General features: G+C 35.0%; 16 protein-coding genes and 1 pseudogene. 4 read left to right on the forward strand and 13 right to left on the reverse strand.

Going from position 1 to position 17,259, the window contains the following annotated elements; genetic code table 11:
• Positions 1-66: 66 nt before the first annotated feature.
• The 10 genes from AC0L8O_RS17540 to AC0L8O_RS17585 form a co-directional block, all read right to left on the reverse strand.
• Positions 67-1,206: an acyl-CoA dehydrogenase family protein gene (locus AC0L8O_RS17540; protein WP_066323765.1), complete on the reverse strand. Its 1,140-nt coding sequence runs from the start codon at positions 1,204-1,206 to the stop codon at positions 67-69.
• Positions 1,207-1,489: 283 nt separating this feature from the next.
• Positions 1,490-2,158 carry a GntR family transcriptional regulator gene (locus AC0L8O_RS17545; RefSeq protein WP_394186158.1) on the reverse strand — a complete coding sequence of 223 codons (669 nt, stop codon included), beginning with the start codon at positions 2,156-2,158 and terminating at the stop codon, positions 1,490-1,492.
• Positions 2,159-2,197: 39 nt separating this feature from the next.
• Positions 2,198-3,058: an NAD(P)-dependent oxidoreductase gene (locus AC0L8O_RS17550; protein WP_473444152.1), complete on the reverse strand. Its 861-nt coding sequence runs from the start codon at positions 3,056-3,058 to the stop codon at positions 2,198-2,200.
• Between the two features lie 35 nt (positions 3,059-3,093).
• Positions 3,094-3,867, reverse strand: coding sequence for a tripartite tricarboxylate transporter permease (locus AC0L8O_RS17555; protein WP_473444154.1), 774 nt, complete (start codon positions 3,865-3,867; stop codon positions 3,094-3,096).
• Complete coding sequence (locus AC0L8O_RS17560; RefSeq protein WP_473444156.1) at positions 3,864-4,634, reverse strand: tripartite tricarboxylate transporter permease; 771 nt, start codon at positions 4,632-4,634, stop codon at positions 3,864-3,866. The genes AC0L8O_RS17555 and AC0L8O_RS17560 overlap by 4 nt, the downstream gene beginning before the upstream one ends.
• 16 nt (positions 4,635-4,650) lie before the next feature.
• Positions 4,651-5,091, reverse strand: coding sequence for a tripartite tricarboxylate transporter TctB family protein (locus AC0L8O_RS17565; protein WP_473444158.1), 441 nt, complete (start codon positions 5,089-5,091; stop codon positions 4,651-4,653).
• A gap of 90 nt (positions 5,092-5,181) precedes the next feature.
• Positions 5,182-6,165, reverse strand: coding sequence for a tripartite tricarboxylate transporter substrate binding protein (locus AC0L8O_RS17570; RefSeq protein WP_394186152.1), 984 nt, complete (start codon positions 6,163-6,165; stop codon positions 5,182-5,184).
• A gap of 252 nt (positions 6,166-6,417) precedes the next feature.
• Positions 6,418-7,881 (reverse strand): aldehyde dehydrogenase family protein, encoded by a 1,464-nt coding sequence (locus tag AC0L8O_RS17575; protein WP_473444160.1) that lies wholly within the window; start codon positions 7,879-7,881, stop codon positions 6,418-6,420.
• A 12-nt stretch (positions 7,882-7,893) separates the two neighbouring features.
• Positions 7,894-9,063 carry an iron-containing alcohol dehydrogenase gene (locus AC0L8O_RS17580; protein ID WP_394186149.1) on the reverse strand — a complete coding sequence of 390 codons (1,170 nt, stop codon included), beginning with the start codon at positions 9,061-9,063 and terminating at the stop codon, positions 7,894-7,896.
• Positions 9,064-9,169: 106 nt separating this feature from the next.
• Positions 9,170-10,201, reverse strand: a complete 1,032-nt coding sequence (locus tag AC0L8O_RS17585) for a TRAP transporter substrate-binding protein (protein ID WP_394186147.1) — start codon at positions 10,199-10,201, stop codon at positions 9,170-9,172.
• Positions 10,202-10,484: 283 nt separating this feature from the next.
• On the opposite strand from AC0L8O_RS17585, the gene AC0L8O_RS17590 reads away from it, so the two are divergent.
• The 4 genes from AC0L8O_RS17590 (at position 10,485) to AC0L8O_RS17605 (ending at position 12,891) form a co-directional block, all read left to right on the forward strand.
• Positions 10,485-11,030, forward strand: coding sequence for a TRAP transporter small permease (locus tag AC0L8O_RS17590; RefSeq protein ID WP_473444163.1), 546 nt, complete (start codon positions 10,485-10,487; stop codon positions 11,028-11,030).
• A gap of 13 nt (positions 11,031-11,043) precedes the next feature.
• Entirely contained in the window at positions 11,044-11,709 is a 666-nt protein-coding gene (locus AC0L8O_RS17595) for a TRAP transporter large permease subunit (protein WP_473444164.1), read from the forward strand.
• Positions 11,655-12,326, forward strand: a complete 672-nt coding sequence (locus AC0L8O_RS17600; RefSeq protein WP_473448991.1) for a TRAP transporter large permease subunit — start codon at positions 11,655-11,657, stop codon at positions 12,324-12,326. The genes AC0L8O_RS17595 and AC0L8O_RS17600 overlap by 55 nt, the downstream gene beginning before the upstream one ends.
• Positions 12,327-12,606: 280 nt before the next feature.
• Complete coding sequence (locus AC0L8O_RS17605; RefSeq protein WP_473448993.1) at positions 12,607-12,891, forward strand: hypothetical protein; 285 nt, start codon at positions 12,607-12,609, stop codon at positions 12,889-12,891.
• 346 nt (positions 12,892-13,237) lie between these two features.
• Here AC0L8O_RS17605 and AC0L8O_RS17610 read toward each other — a convergent pair whose 3' ends face one another.
• The 3 genes and pseudogenes from AC0L8O_RS17610 to AC0L8O_RS17620 all read right to left on the reverse strand — a co-directional run bounded on the left by AC0L8O_RS17610 (position 13,238) and on the right by AC0L8O_RS17620 (position 17,123).
• Entirely contained in the window at positions 13,238-15,340 is a 2,103-nt protein-coding gene (locus AC0L8O_RS17610; protein ID WP_473444166.1) for a (Fe-S)-binding protein, read from the reverse strand.
• Between the two features lie 16 nt (positions 15,341-15,356).
• Positions 15,357-16,334 (reverse strand): electron transfer flavoprotein subunit alpha/FixB family protein, encoded by a 978-nt coding sequence (locus AC0L8O_RS17615; RefSeq protein ID WP_473444167.1) that lies wholly within the window; start codon positions 16,332-16,334, stop codon positions 15,357-15,359.
• 16 nt (positions 16,335-16,350) lie between these two features.
• Positions 16,351-17,123, reverse strand: a pseudogene (locus AC0L8O_RS17620) (electron transfer flavoprotein subunit beta/FixA family protein).
• Between the last annotated feature and the right edge of the window lie 136 nt (positions 17,124-17,259).

A 17,259-nucleotide genomic window follows, 5' to 3' on the forward strand; every position in this document is an offset into this window, starting at 1 on the left:
CATCGTTTTCTTCATTATTTATACTTGAAGGCTATAAAACTTAAACTATCGTTTTATACAAAGCTATCATTTTCGTTGATCAAACTTCCTTTCAAGTACACTTGATGCCAGCATTGTTTTATGAACCTGCAGGGTACCACCTGCAATAGATGCTGCGCGAACACAACGGTAATACCATTCAAGCGGGTATTGTTTTGAATATCCATAACCACCATGAAGCTGAATACAAGTATCTGTGATTTTTTGGGCAGCCTCCGCTACGAATATTTTCGCAACACTAACTGCATTTTTATCCGGTTTATTATCCGATGCGGCTTCCGCTGCCCTGTAAAGTATCGTACGAGCAGCTTCAAGCTGTACATACATATCAGATATCATCCATTGTAATCCCTGAAACTCGCAAATCTCCTTACCAAACTGTTTACGCTGTTTCACATGCTCCATCGTACGATCAAAAGCCGCTTGCGTAATACCCATGGTTTGTGATAAGAATCCTAAACGCACCCCATTATATACACCCATTAATTTTTTGAAAGCGTTATTAGTTGCAAGAACATTTTCTTTCGGTACCATAGCATCTTCAAAATATAATGCACATTGTACCTCTCCACTCATGTTTTCTTCATTTGGTCCAACAGTAAAACCTGGCGTTCCTCGTTCTACTAAAATTGCCCCTATATCTGAAGTACGACCTGTATTGCCGAAACGTGCATAGACAACAAATAAATCAGCCAGATGCGCTTCACTGATAAACACCTTTGAACCATTTAACCGATAAAAGTCTCCTTCTTCAACAGCTGTTGTCGATATATCAGTTGCTGCGCTGCCTGCTTCCGGTTCACTCATTCCCAAACCAACGAAAAGCTTACCTGATGTAATCATTGGCAAGTATTGCTTCTTTTGTTCTTCATTACCTAGTTGATTAATAAATGAAGCAATACCCATACTTGCATGATAAGCATGACGTCCACTAGTTGGGCATACACGACATAGTTCCTCGATGATAAGGCATGCATCAAAAATGCTTAAGTTCATGCCTCCATACTCCTCTGGAAGAGTTAAACCTAAAAATCCATGGTCCGCCAGTTTCTTTGCATTATTCCAAAAGTAATCGCCTTCTAACCATTCTGTAGCTGGTTCTAATTTTCGTTTAGCAAAATCTCTTGCCACATCTCTCCAATTTTGTTGTTGTTCAGTAAGTTGCAATCTGATCCACTTCCTTTACCTTTAATTTAATTAAACGCTGTCAATATAGTGAGATCTGAAAATCCTTTATTTTCTTTGATTATCTTTTATAGATTATCGATAATCTATAAATAATATGTTATCAGGTGATTTAATAATTGTCAAAACAATTAAAATATTTTTGATGTGTAAAATGGTTTATGAAATTCATTAAAGGAAGATCTCCTTGTGAGGAACAATAAAAAAATTGTTTAACCGTTATTCACCTGTGAGAATCTATCATAAGTTTGCATCCAAATATTGTTTACTTTTTTAAACCATCAAAGAACTTACTGATCATTTCATGTTTTCCGACGCTTAGGTGATCAAGAAATGCTTTTATAGCACGATCTGTATCTCTTATTCTAATAGCTTCTACAATTGGAATGTGCATTTCTGCAACATCAATTAGATCTGTAAAATAAACTTGTTTTGTTAAATACCAGATTCGATCATATTTCATACTTAAATCTTCCCAGAGTTCCATTAAAAGATTATTATCTGCTCGAAGAAAAATCATATCGTGAAATTTTTTATCCTCATTACTTATTCTTTCAATATCGTTCTCTTTTCCTGCGTTTTTCATTTCTTCAATTATATGTTCTAACCTTTGCAAGTCTGCTTCGGTAAACTTTGTCATTGCTTTTTTTAATGCAAATTCTTCAATTATTTCTCTCAATTCATAAATTTCTAGTGTATCTTTCTTTGAAAGATCAGAAACAAACGTACCTTTATGACGATGCCTGATTACAAGCCCCTCATTTTGTAATTGAGATAGAGCTTCGCGAACCGGTCCCTGGCTAATTCCAAACCGTTTTGCTATATCAACTTCAATAATACGTTCACCTGGAAATAGTTCCCCTTTAATTATTAGGTTTTTTAACATATCATAAACTTGCTCAACCAAGGAGCTATTATTCAAACGACCAATCATTTAATATCACCTTCAATTTTTAATAAGCCTTTACCTTCACTAAAAAACTTTTTTACTAACAGCCGAAATATCCATCTCACCATAATCTTGTAAAGCCATTTTATAAACATTGGAAGTCAAATTGGTTAGCGGTAATTCTAGAATTCCCCCTTCTTCTAAAGCTATATTAATATCTTTTAACATTAAGCGAAGGCGAAATCCTAGAGCAAAATTTTCAGACATTAGATTTGCATATTTGTTCTGAAATATCCATGAATTTCCTGAACTGGTCTCTATAACATCCTTTAACGTCTGTAAGTCAACATTTGATTGCTTAGCTAATGCAAAGGCCTCTGATGCTGCCAACATATGGATAGAAGCCAGCATCTGATTTATCATTTTAACTGTCTTACCTGCCCCTGCTTCTCCAACTACTACTTTTTTTATAGAGATCTTATCTAGAATTGGCGAAACATCAACTACTAAGTTAGCGTCACCTCCGATCATTAATGTTAATGTTCCATTTTCTGCCCCTCCTGTGCCACCGCTAACAGGTGCATCTAAAACTTTTACTCCCTTACTTTCATAAACATCGAAAATCTTTTTCATCGTTTTAGGTGAACAACTTGTCATTTCAATTAATACTTGATTTTCCTTTAAATTATCTACTACTTCCTCTTGTAGCAAAACTTTCTTCACTTGTTCGTCTGCCGGAAGTATGGTTAGGATAATATCACTGTTAAGAATTACCTCCTTAAAGCTTTCTTTTATAATGGCTCCTTTCTCTTTTAACTTTTCAACTTTTTCATGATTTTTATGAACAGCAATAAGTAATTTGTATCCAGCCTCACATAACCGTATTGCCATCGGAAATCCCATTGAGCCTAACCCTATAAAACCAATTTTTACTCTATTTTCCATTTTTACCTCCTACTTGTTATTTTTTAATTATTAATCTATAATTCTTTCGGTTGTGAATTTTCATTCTGTTGTCCTAATCCCTTAATCTTTTTAAATATTGGCATTATTAATGTAATAAACGTTAGCAATAGAATAACTCCAGCAATTGGTCTTTCAACAAAAGCAAATGCAAATGCACCCAAATCATCCTGTACAATTGATAAGGAACGGCGTAAATTCATCTCCATTAATGGTCCCAATATAAGTGCCAAGACAAGAGGTGCCCGTGGTATATTAACTTTAACCATTAAGTAACCTAATATTGCAAAAACAAGCATTGTTTGGACATCAAAGAAGCTATTTTGTACAGCAAAACTCCCAATAAAGCAAAAAGCTAAAATAGTACTATTTAAAATTGACTCGGGAATCGTTAACAGTTTTGCAAAATATTTCGCCCCACCAAGACCAATGACTAGAATAAAAATGTTTGCAATGAACATCCCTATAAATATCGCTGATACTAAATCGATATTTTCCTGAAACATCGCCGGTCCAGGTTGGATTCCGTGGATCATAAAAGCACCAATAAGGATCGCAGTTACCGCATCCCCTGGAATACCTAAGGAAAGTAATGTTGTCATTGCACCCCCAGTGCATGCATTGTTCGAGGATTCAGCGGCAGCTATTCCTTCGACTGATCCTTTCCCCATTTCTTCTGGTTTTTTTGAAATTTTCTTTTGCTGACCATATGAAACGATAGATGCTATCGTACCGCCAGCCCCAGGAATAGCTCCAATAATTACACCGATAATACTTGAACGAGTAATCACCCCCATAGCTTTTTTATATCTAACCAGACACTTGGTATTTTTTTATCAAACTTAATATTTGCTATATCTACATTTTTCTTTGATTTTTTAAATCGTTCTTCAATATTTAAGATTACTTCTGTCACCCCATAAAGTCCCACCATTGCAGCTATAAATTGAACGCCTGAAAATAAATGCATACTTCCAAATGTAAATCGAGACTGAGCAGTCATAGGATCTGCTCCAATCATTGCTATTAATAAACCTAGACATCCTGAAACTAACCCTGTTGTTAATGATCCAGGTGAAATAAGTGACATGATGCTTAAACCAAATAGTGCAATAGCAAACATCTCAAAGGAAGTAAACTCAAGGGCTAAATTCGCTACGACGGGTGCAATTAAAACAAGGGTGAAAACACTTAAAAGACCACCACAAGCTGATGATATCGTTGAAATTCCTAGTGCACGACCAGCCTGCCCCTTTTTCGCTAATGGATACGCATCAAGAGTTGTCATAACTGCTGAAGGTGTCCCCGGAATATTTACTAAGGTTGCTGAAATCGAACCTCCATAAACGGCTCCAAGATAAACCCCTATTAACATCAGTATTCCTGCAGCTGGTGATAAACCATAACTAATTGGTATTAATATTGATACTCCCATCATTGCTGAAAGTCCTGGAAGTGAACCTGTCACGATCCCTAATAACACTCCTATGAAAATTAAAGCCAAGACGTCAAACCTTAGCACTTGTTCTATTCCAGCAGTATACAAACTTATGTCCAAGTAAATCCCTCCTCATCTACCACAAAATTCCCGTTGGCAAGGGTACTTTGAAAAGAAGTGCGAAAATCACATATAATGAGCCAGATATAATAACTGTATGGATACTCGTTTTTTTGATAGATTGTCCGAGAAAGACCATAACGACAAATAGAAAAACAATAGTTGCCAGTAAATACCCGAGAATTTGTAATGCAGGTACATATACGACTAGAATACAAATTAATGTAATAACTTTTATAAAAACCCTCTTATTAAATAAAATTTTCTTTTTCTCAGTTTTTATCATAGCTTGAATAAGTAATGAAACCCCAAGTAGTCCTAAAAATAAACTGATAATTTGCGGAAATAAGCCTGCGTTACTAGAAAGATTGCTACTTCCCTCCCCTAAAGGTGTTGCAACGCAGAAAACGGTAATACTTAAAATGATTATAAAGATAGATGAAATTATATCTTTCAAATTAAAGCCCCTTTCCGGAGATTTGAAAATAAAAATCATTCATGGGACGTTTATATAAAAATTATTTCATCCCATGAACGTTTTTAAATGCTATTGATTTTTCACTATTTCCTCATACATTTCTACCTGTTCCTCAAAAAATTCAGTAAACTCTTTATGTCCTCTAAATTTCCCAGGCATACCATTGTTTTCAAGAAAACCTTTAAAGTCTTCACTCTCATATGATTTTCTAATACTATCTTCTAATTGTTGTAAAATTGCCTCATCAGTCCCTTTTACGGTAAACACACCTCGCCAAACTGGAAATTCTGAATCAAATCCTTGTTCTTTTGCTGTAGGAACATTTGGGAAAAGACCATGTCTTTCATTACTTTGAACTGCTAGAACCTTCAGTTTACCTGCATCCACAAGGGGTTTTACTTCACTTGGACTGTTAGCAGATACATCTACCTCTCCTGAAGCAACTGCCGTTGACATTTCATTACCGCCTGAAGCATAGGGAATATATTGAAGATCAATATTTGCAGTATTTGCAAAAGTTTTTGCTGAGAAATCCCATAAGGCTCCTACCCCATTTGTAGCAATTTTAATTTTCCCGGGGTTTTCTTTAGCAGCATCTACTAGATCTTGTAAAGAATTATAAGGAGAATCAACTGCAACTGTAATGGCAGAAGTATCTTCAACTACTTGTGCTAAAGGCTGTATTTTAGATAAATCTAAATTATCTTCCTGCAGTGCCAATAATATGAGTGATTGAGAGTTAAAATATAGGGTCTGACCATTATTTTCTGACTGCGTAAGTTCAACAGCAGCTACTATACCTTTTGAGGCAGGTTGGTTTTTAGGAATGACTTCTACTCCTAATTCTTGCTTCATTCCAGGTATGATCCCACGAACTGATAAATCGTTAGAGCCACCCGGTGCGTTTGGGATAATAAATGTTACATCTTCTTGTAATAAAGAAGACTCACCCTTTTGTTCTTCTCCACTTGTCGAGCCTCCTCCACTACACCCGACTAATACAAAGGAAAAAACAAGTAAAATGCTTGCAAATATGAAAACTAGCTTTTTCACATGAATACCCCCATTTTTTTGGTAAATACCTTTTAGCCCACCAACATATTATTATCTCATATTATAGATTATCGATAATATGAGATTGAAGGTATGTTAATTTTGGGAACATATCTATACAACAAGATGTGAATTTCATCATAATCCGTAATTTATTAAAAAAATGGATCTGATTATAAAGCAAAGTATCAGATCCATTTTCTAAGATGAATATCATTTCTATTAAAATTATAGATTTATTTAACAAATATATTAGGGTGTCGCATCATAGACTACTTTTAAATCTGTAAAGAAATCCTTTGCAGTACTGCCAATTGAATAAGATCCAATAGCTGAATGCTTCAGTCCCCCAAACGGAACATGTGATTCACTAATTGTTCCATTATTTATATGAATCATTCCGGAATTTACTTGACTGACAAATAAATCTTGGTAGGATTTATTTTGAGTAAAACAAGAAGCTGCAAGTCCATACTCAGTGTCATTACAAATATCTAGAGCTTCGTTAAAACTAGTTGCTGTCATGACGACAAGAACTGGTCCGAAAATTTCTTCTCTAGCAATTCTTGTAGTAGGTTTTACATTAGTAAAAATAGTTGGTTCAAAAAAATATCCTTTGGTTTTTTGATAAGAAACATTCCCGCCAGCTATTAATGTAGCCCCTTCTTCTTGACCGATTTGAACATATTTTTGAGTCGTTTCTAACTGGTCCTTAGAAACCAATGGTCCGAAAGTTGTCTCTTTTTCTAATCCATCTCCAATTACATAAGATTCCGTCTTTTTCTTTAGAGCTGATACAACTTGATCAATATCTTTCTCTTTGACAATTATTCGGCTAATTGATGTACATCTCTGTCCAGCTGCCGCAAATGCTGCTGGCACGATCTGATCGATAGCTCCTTCAATATCATCATAATCATAAATGATTGCAGCATTTTTACCACCCATTTCAAGTTGAACCTGAACCAACCGTTTCGACGCTTGTTCATAAATATTTGATCCGACACCTGTTGAACCAGTAAAGGTAATTCCCTTTACCTTAGTATGGTTAACAATTTGGTTTCCAACCTGGCTGCCAGATCCAATTATTAAGTTTAATACACCAGCTGGAAGTCCTGCCTGTTCAAAAAGTTCTACGATTTTAGCACCCATTGCCACTGTTAAGCTTGCCGGTTTAAAAACGACTGTATTACCTGCAACTAATGCAGGGGCAATTTTTCTTAGTGGTGTAACTAATGGAAAGTTCCAGGGTGAAATAGCTGCAATAACACCTTTTGGAATTCTAATCGTACGAATGTTTACATTGTCCCTCTCACTTGGCAAGGTTTCTCCTGTTAATCTTGAACCTTCTCCAGCTGTATAACGAACCTCATTTATCGTTTTGTTAATTTCCCCTAAAGATTCATTAAGTGGCTTACCTTGTTCTTTTGTTAATAACTCTGCAACTTCATCTTTTTGAGCTTCCAAAATCTCTGCAAAGCGATATAGATATTTCGCTCGATTGATCGGAGAGATTTTAGACCATGACTTAAAAGCTTCATGAGCAGCTTCTACTGCATTGTTAGCATCTTCTTCAGTCGAGTTTGGGGATATAGATACGATTTCATCGATATTTGCCGGATTTTCCCTGTTTATTGTTTCGTTATTTGAAGATGGAACCCATTTGCCACCGATATAATTATTAACTAAAATAGATGAATTTTTAATCGCTTCCATTTTTACAACTCCTTATTTAATGGTGTTAATAATAGAAATTAAATCCTTAACAGAAACATTCTTTGGATTTGCATTTGCAATACCGCTATCAAATGCCTCCTGGGCAACAACTTGAATTTCTTCTTCAGGTAATTCAATATTAATTTCCTTCAAACTCTTTGGAATCTCTAAATCTGTTATTAGTTCATTTACAGCTTTTACAGATCTTCCTGCTGCAGTTCGATCATTTAAATCCTGGACATTTTCTCCAAGTAAGGCCGCAATATTTTTGAATTTTTGAAAGTTAGAGCTTAAGTTATATTCCATTACTACCGGTAATAACAATGAGTTGGCTAAGCCATGAGCAATATTATATCTCCCGCCAAGAGGATGTGATAAAGCATGGACTGCTGCCACTCTTCCCCAAATAAATGCTGAGCCAGCAATGGTACTTGCTAGCATCATGTTAGATGCAGCTTCTAAATTTGTACGGTCAGCAACAAAAGGTCTTAACCATTTTCCAATAAGTTCAATTGCATGCTTACCTAATGCTTCCGTAATTGGCTGTGCTTGATTGGATGTATAAGATTCAATTGCATGACTTAGTGCATCCATTCCTGTAATAGCAGCAAGACCTCTTGGTAAAGTAGTAAGCAATTCCGGATCCAAAATGGCTGCTTTTGGATGCAAATGTTCGCTAAGAATACCCATTTTATATTTTCTCTCTTCATCTTTTAATACAGTTGCATGAGTAACCTCTGACCCCGTTCCAGCCGTAGTGGGAATGGCAATAATATCTGGACCGCGATTTGGAATTTGATTCTTCCCTTCAAATTGTGTTAAATCACCTTGGTTAGCAACAGCAATAGATACACCTTTTGCCGTATCAATTGAACTTCCGCCGCCTAATCCAATCAGTGCATCACAGTTTTTCTCTTGATATATTTGCTTGACTTTATTAACGACTCTAATGGTAGGATCTGGCTCTACCTCAGTAAAAACTTCATAATTAATATTTCCACTTTTAAGTATTGTCTCCAAACGGTCTAAAGCACCCGAATTTGCAATCCCTGGATCTGTACAAATAAGTATATTGTTATATTTATATTTTTGAATAATGCTAGGTAATTCTCGGAGACGACCAATACCGAAGTAAATTTGGGTATGTAAACCAAATTCGAACGTGCCTTTTAATAAATTCATAGTGTTCCTCCTAGAAAATAAATTTATAAGGAAAGTGTTTTACACTTCACTGTTAGTTGTAAAAGAGTAAAAAACGCCCAAACGTAATCGCTTACAAAATTAATTACTATTTACTGTGTTTTTCAACTTCTGCTAAAAATTCATCCATGTGCTCTTTTCCAATTTCATTGCTGAAATCTTCATATACACTTTGAACCTTATCTTTAAAGCCTTCATATGCTTCAGGTGTTAGTTCAGTTATCTTCATTCCATTGTCAACAAGGATTTGTTTAAATTTTTCATTTTCCTTTTGGTTTAATTCACGTTGGAAATTTCCAGCAGTAACAGCGGCTTCTTTTATGATCTGTTTATCATCCGGGCTAAGTCCATCTAAGAATTTTTTTGAAATCACAAGACCCATAGGATTATATACATGATTTGTAACAGTCATATATTTTTGAACTTCATAAAACTTATCTAACGCCATGTTTCCGTAAGGATTTTCTTGGCCATCAATTACTCCTTGTTGCATTGCTGTAAATAGCTCTGTATAAGCCATTGGTGTTGGTTTAGCTTCAAGAGCTTCCCATGTGGCAAGGTGTAAAGGGGTTTGCATCGTACGAATCTTCAAACCGGCTACATCTTCAACAGTTTTTACTTCTTTTTTATTATTTGTTAAATGTCTATACCCATTTTCCATATAAGCTAGAAGAACAAGGCCCTCTTTTTCTAGCATCTCACCCGCTTTCTTCCCATATGAACCATCTAAGACTTGGTAAGCTGTGTTTTGATCAGGGAAAGCAAAGGGTAAATCGAAAGCTAGCATTGGTGGTGCCCAGTTTGCTAACATAGATGTTGAAACACCAACAGCCTCTAAAGTTCCAAACTGTAATCCTTCTATCATTGTACGGTCGTCACCTAATTGACCATTAGGATAAATTTCTACCTTAATTCTTCCATCTGTTTTTTCTTGGACAATTTCTTGGAATTTTTCATACCCCTTATAAAGCGTATGTTTATCCGAATTTACTGAACCAATTTTGATAACAGCTGCGGTTGTTGAACTTTCTTCATTTTTAGGAGTAGTGGAACTAGTTGTGTCACCCTCAGAACAACCTGCAAGAATGCCTAATAAAAGAACAAATACCAATGCAATCAAACTAGTTTTCGTTTTAATAAGTATTCCCCCTTAAAAAGTATTAGTAACCCAACTACTATTAGCAAAATTAAAGATACTCTAGATTTATTCCCCCTTTTAGATTACGAGATATGCATTATCGATAATCTATAAAACTACAATACCAAGTTTGTTTTGTATTGTCAAAATAATTTTAAAATTAAAATTTTTCCTAAACAAAGCTTTACTTTTAGATTATCGATAAAATATAATAGGGTATAAGTTTACTATTACATAAATTTTCTAAAAGGAGAGGATAAAACGAATGAAGAATATTGCCAAAGCAATCAATGCCCATTTTGAAGAATATATATGTATTATCTTATTTTCTTCAATGACTATTTTAGTTGGTGCTCAAGTTCTATCACGATTTATATTTAATTTTCCTTTGGATTGGTCTGAAGAGTTAGCTAGATTTATATTTATATGGTTGGTCTATATCGCGATCTCGTTAGCCGCAAAGCATAACGCTCATCTTAAAATGGAGGTCGGGGAAAAACTTCTTTCAAAAATAATTGGCAATAAGATTTATTACGTTTCAGATATTTGTTGGCTTGCTTTTAACATTTATATGATTTTTTATGGTTCAAAAATGGTTCAAGAATTAATGGGTTCTATTCAGGTATCTGCTGTAACCCGAATTAATATGGGGTATGTTTATTTAATCATTCCGATTGGTTTTACAATAATGTCAATTAGAATTATACAAAATATGTGGTTAAGAAGGCTTGATACTAATTCTACTATTCAATTAAACCCCCAAGATCATTCAACAACTAACGATAAAAACAATAATCAACATATAATATAAGGAGGAGATTCATATGACTGCTAGTGTTGCTTTAGGATCAGTATTAATACTCTGTCTCTTTGTCGGTATACCGATAGCTGTTTCAATTGGAATTGCCGTTGTCATTTCTTTAATTATTTCCGGGATACCCGCTGCTTTTCTTACTCAAAGTGCTTTTACAGCCTTAGATTCTTTTCCCCTTATGGCTATTCCGTTTTTTATTTTGGCAGGATCTCTCATGGAAACAGGTGGATTATCCTCACGAATAATCGCATTTGCAAACTCACTAATGAAAACGTTTACAGGTGGTTTAGCTCTTGTTACAATGATGTCTTGTCTTTTCTTTGCAGCCTTATCCGGTTCATCTCCTGCTACAGTTGCTGCAATAGGAACGATAATGTTCCCTGCTATGGTCAAAAAAGGTTATAGCCCGGAGTTTTCAGCGGCCGTTTCTGCTTCTGGAGGCGGTTTAGGTATTTTAATTCCACCTTCTATCCCTCTTATTATTTATGGAATAATTGCTAATGTTTCGATTAGTGACATGTTCTTAGCAGGATTCGGACCTGGTATCATTGCTGTATTGTTTTTAGTTGGGGCTATCATAATCATATCTAAAAAAGAGGTTACACAGGCAGTGGTGAAAAAATTGACTGGAAAGAGGTATTTAGTACTTTCTGGGAAGCAAAATGGGCTCTTTTAACCCCCTTCATTATATTAGGAGGAGTTTACGGAGGTATTTTCACTCCAACGGAATCTGCTGTTATTGCTGTGATTTATGCTTTTATAATTGGTATCTTTGTATATAAAGAGCTTAATTTACAACAAATTAAAAAGTCTATCATTTCCTCGTCAATTATGACTGGAGCAATTTTAATTATTCTTAGTACAGCTGCTGCTTTTTCTAAATTAATTGCTATATATCATATACCATCTATTATCGGAAATTTCGTCATAAATTTATCAAGCAACCCGTTAATTATTCTTCTCTTAATAGGTCTGATTGTACTAATTGCAGGGACTTTTATGGAAACACTTTCTATTTTGATTATTTTCACACCACTTTTTCTTCCAGTCGTTACTCAATTGGGAATTGACCCTATACATTTTGGTATCATTTTAGTAATAGGAGCAGAGATTGGCTTATTAACTCCACCTGTAGGTTTAAATCTATTTGTTGCTTCAGGTATATCTAAGCTCTCTATTGAGCGAATATCTATAGCAATAATCCCATTCATCTTAGCAATGGTCATAGCATTAATAGTCATTATTTTGATTCCGCAAATTTCTACGTTTCTACCATACTTACTAAAACAATAACACTGAAAAGTATTTCACCTTGGACTAGCACATTATTAAGAGGGGACCTAACTTACTAACGGGGTTCAGTTATCGAGGAGAAACAATAAATAGCATACGAATTAGGGGTACTAATCGCACGTCGATTAGTACCCCTTTTTTGTATATCTGTGTTTATAGTGTTTTAACCCAGTATTTAGCAAAGTAATTCACACACATTTTAGAAAGAGTACATGAATTTATGTACTGCTGCAAATTGATGGATAAATCAAAAATAGTGGAAATTTTATTATTTGGATTTATGATAACAATAATAGTGATATTATTAAATGTTATAGGAGTTTCGTTTATATTATGCAAAAACCCAAATATGTTATTTCCTTTAATCCCTCCAGTTGTAGCAATTGATATTGCCCCTTTACCACTTTGTTATATGGTAGTTTATCAATATTTTCCTAAATGGAAATCGTTTAATATTGCAATAACCATAGCTGCTTTTATTTTCTCATTCGTTTTTGAACCCATTTGTGTTTGGTTGGGAATTTATGAATTAAACTATTGGAAAATATATATTCTTTTCCAATAGTTATTTGTCTTGGAATTTTTTAAAAATGGTTAATTATTAAAATAAAACAACGTGATAGTTAAAAAAAATCATATTTAAGTTATTTTACAGACGGGTGCTTTAGTTCAATAAGATGCAATTATTTGAACTAAAACGGTTCAGTACCTTAACTAAGCCGTTTTCACTTGCTATATTTACTGCTACGATAATTATTGTAGAATCTCCATCTTACCCTTGTATGTCCCTAATCTCTTTTAAACCGAATTACGTCCACAGTTCAAGAATTTTATAATTTTCCTAGTAAACAATAAAATGGGAGTCACATTACATACAAGTGACTCCCATTATTACATCTATTAATATTTTACTATTCCAACTGTTTCCCAACAATTGATCTTTCCAATAATTCAACTACATCAAACGTATTAATTTGTTCTTCAACCTGCTTTGCTTTTGTTCCATCACTTAGCATTGTCAAACAGTAGGGGCATCCTGAACTAATAACTGTTGGATTAACCTTAAGCGCTTGTTCAGTTCTTGTTACATTAATGCGGGAACCTGTCGTTTCCTCCATCCACATTAACCCGCCACCTGCACCGCAACACATGCCGGTTTCACGATTTCTCTCCATTTCAACTAGCTTAATACCTGGTATTGAATGCAAAATTTGTCGCGGAGGCTCATAAACCTCATTATATCGGCCTAAATAGCATGAGTCATGGTAAGTAATCGTTTCATTAACTTCAAAAACTGGTTTTAACCTTCCATCCTTTATGAGATCTGCTAAAAGCTCGGTATGGTGGTATACTTCTGCATTTAAACCAAAATCAGGATATTCATTTTTAAAAATATTATATGCGTGAGGGTCAATCGTTACAATTTTTGTTACACCGTTTTTCTCAAACTCTTCGATATTTTTAGTCGCAAGTTCTTGAAATAAAAATTCATTTCCTAAACGGCGCGGTGTATCACCAGAATTTTTTTCCTTATTTCCTAAAATTGCAAATGCTACATTCGCTTCATTTAAAAGTTTTGCAAATGATAAGGCAATTTTTTGGCTTCGATTGTCATATGATCCCATTGAACCTACCCATAATAGATATTCAAACTCTTTTCCTTCTTTTTTAAGCTCTTTCACAGTCGAAATCATAACATCGTCTCGGTTTTCCCGCCAATTTTCACGTTCTTTTCGATTTAATCCCCATGGATTACCTTGACGTTCAATATTTGTCATTGCCCTTTGTGCTTCACCATCCATTTTTCCTTCTGTTAAAACCAGATAGCGTCGCAAATCAATGATTTTATCAACATGCTCATTCATTACTGGGCATTGATCTTCACAGTTTCGACAAGTTGTGCACGCCCATATTTCTTCCTCTGTAATAACGTCCCCTATTAATGCAGGGTTGTAATCAACAGTTGCAGCTGTCTCGGTTGCACCACTTGCAGCTGCCATCATCGCTAACTGGTTCCCTTTTGTATGACTAAAAAGTTGTACTGGGACCCAAGGTGATTTAGAAGTAATGACAGCTCCTTTATTTGTCAAGTGATCACGAAGCTTCAAGATTAAATCCATTGGCGACAAAACCTTACCTGTACTTGTAGCTGGACACATATTGGTGCAACGACCGCATTCAACACAAGCATATAGATCGATTAACTGATGCTGTGAGAAATCCTCGATATTGCCTACCCCAAATGTTTCCTGTGTTTCATCTTCAAAATCAATTTTTTCAAGTTTTCCAGGTTTTGATAGGCGATTAAAAAATACATTTGCAGGTCCTGCAATTAAATGTGCATGCTTTGACTGTGGTACATATACTAAGAAGGTTAGTAAAAATAGTAAGTGGACCCACCATGCTATATAAAACAAAGTAATAGCGGCTTTTTCATTTAATCCATTGAAAAGAAATGCAAATGTTGATGCAATTGGTTCTGCAGAAGTTAGCCCATGGTTATTCCAAATGATAGACATTCCATTTCCAAACAAAACTGAAATCATTAGACCGCCTATAAACAGTAGCACAAGACCTGATTTAAATCCCCGTTTTAAACGAACAAGTTTTTCAATATAGCGGCGATGAAATGCCCAAATTACAGCAACTAATATAAGAAGGGTGACAATTTCTTGGAAAAATGTAAACGCCGGGTAAAGTTTGCCAAAAGGTAAATGAGCTCCTGGAACAAGCCCTTTTATAATAAAATCTATTGCCCCAAATTGAACAAGAATAAATCCGTAGAAAAAGAGGACGTGAATGAAACCGCTCTTTTTGTCTTTTAAAAGTTTCTTTTGTCCAAAGACGTTTACCTTCACCTTGTCTATTCGCTCTTTTAATTGCAAGTCAAATTCTACTTTTCGGCCTAATTTTATATATTCATATCGTGTTGTTACAAGGTAAATAAATAAATACACCGCATAAGCTGTAACTAATAGAAATGCTACAAGATTAATAGTTAATAAGGTATTCAATGTTCATTCCCCTCAACTAAACATTAATGACTTCTTTTTTTAATTCCTCTATTAATATTGGAATGACTTCAAACAGATCACCGACAATCCCATAGTCTGCTATATTAAAAATAGATGCCTCCGGATCCTTGTTAATTGCAACAATTACTTTTGAGTTAGACATACCCGCCAAGTGCTGGATAGCTCCAGATATTCCGCATGCGATATATAGGTCAGGAGTAACTACCTTACCAGTTTGACCAATTTGAAGAGAATAGTCACAGTATTCTGCGTCACACGCACCTCGAGATGCACCAACTGCACCTCCAAGAAGTTCAGCCAGCTCCTCAAGAATTTTAAATCCTTCAGAATTTTTCACCCCGCGTCCACCTGCAACAACAACTTTTGCTTCAGAGAGGTCTATTCCTTCTGAGGTTTTACGAACAATTTCCTTAATGATTGTACGTAAGTTCTTAATTTCTACATCTAAAGACTGAACAACACCAGAACGAGAAGTATCTTTTTCCAGGGCCTGAATGTTATTTGGACGAATTGTCGCAAAGACAATACCTTCTTTTATGACTTTCTTTTCATATGCTTTTCCTGAATAAATAGGGCGTGTAAATAAGATCTGACCAGCTTCAACATCAACATCTGTAACATCTGAAATAAGACCGGAATTAATTTTCGTGGCAATTCGTGGAGATAGATCTTTCCCTATTGCAGTATGCCCCATAATAATACCTTCTGGATTTTCTTGTTCAATAACAGCCATTAATGCTTGTGTTAGCCCATCATTTGTGTAATTTATCAACAACTCATGTTCCACTGTTATGACACGGTCGACACCATATGTAATCATTTCATTAGATAAAACGCTTACATCTCCTCCGCAAATAACACCGACTACCTCTCCTCCTTCAGCGATTGCTTTTCCGGCAGCAATTGCCTCAAAAGATACATTACGTAGTGCACCATTACGAACTTCTCCTACTACTAATACTTTTCGTGTCATCAATGATCTCCCCCTTTTATATTACTTTCGCTTCTTTTTGTAACAAATTCACTAATTCTTTTACTTGTTCATCCGTTTCTCCTTCAAGAACTTTACCTGCAGCTTTAATTGGCGGCAAATAAACATCTACAACTTTTGTTTTTGCCTGAACCTCATCCTCATCTAATTCTAAATCATCTAGTTCTAACTCATTTAGCGGCTTTTTTTCGCTTTCATAATACCTGGCAAAGAAGGATAACGAGGTTCATTTAATCCTTGTTGTGCTGTTACTAAGACTGGCAGCGATGTTTCAATGATTTCAATGTCACCCTCAACATCACGTTCAATTAATACTGATTCACCGTTGATTTCTAACTTCGTAATTGTTGTTACATATGGAATATCAAGCAATTCTGCAATACGTGGACCTACTTGTCCAGAACCTCCATCAATTGCTACATTACCGCCTAAAATAATGTCAAATTCATTTTCTTTAAAAAATTGTACTAAAACCTTTGCAGTTGTATATTCGTCTCCATCGTCAATATCATCTTCAATATTCACTAACACTGCTTTGTCAGCACCCATTGCTAATGCTGTACGGAGTTCCTTTTCAGCATCTTCACCACCGACTGTGATCACACATACTTCACCACCATGTGCATCCTTTAGTTGAATTGCTTCTTCAATTGCATATTCATCATATGGATTAATGATAAACTCTGCCCCTTCCTCTTCAATTACACCTTTTTGGATAGTGAGTTTCTCTTCAGTATCAAATGTTCTTTTCATTACTACAAAAATATTCATACTTTTCCCCCTTGTCTAAGTCCTTATTATAGATTATCGATAATATATAAGTATTGTAACAATAATATTTTGAATTGTCAAAATTATTATTGTTATAAATTGATTAAATACTTTTTTTAAGCTACACTAAACAAAA

The organism is Metabacillus sp. KJ11-3 (assembly GCF_055808295.1).

Coding starts and splice junctions, on each gene's coding strand:
- AC0L8O_RS17550 (WP_473444152.1), bottom strand. CDS start 3,058: ATGGAAAATAGAGTAAAAATTGGTTTTATAGGGTTAGGCTCAATGGGA.
- AC0L8O_RS17580 (WP_394186149.1), bottom strand. CDS start 9,063: ATGAATTTATTAAAAGGCACGTTCGAATTTGGTTTACATACCCAAATT.
- AC0L8O_RS17545 (WP_394186158.1), bottom strand. CDS start 2,158: ATGATTGGTCGTTTGAATAATAGCTCCTTGGTTGAGCAAGTTTATGAT.
- AC0L8O_RS17575 (WP_473444160.1), bottom strand. CDS start 7,881: ATGGAAGCGATTAAAAATTCATCTATTTTAGTTAATAATTATATCGGT.
- AC0L8O_RS17605 (WP_473448993.1), top strand. CDS start 12,607: ATGATAACAATAATAGTGATATTATTAAATGTTATAGGAGTTTCGTTT.
- AC0L8O_RS17590 (WP_473444163.1), top strand. CDS start 10,485: ATGAAGAATATTGCCAAAGCAATCAATGCCCATTTTGAAGAATATATA.
- AC0L8O_RS17595 (WP_473444164.1), top strand. CDS start 11,044: ATGACTGCTAGTGTTGCTTTAGGATCAGTATTAATACTCTGTCTCTTT.
- AC0L8O_RS17615 (WP_473444167.1), bottom strand. CDS start 16,334: ATGACACGAAAAGTATTAGTAGTAGGAGAAGTTCGTAATGGTGCACTA.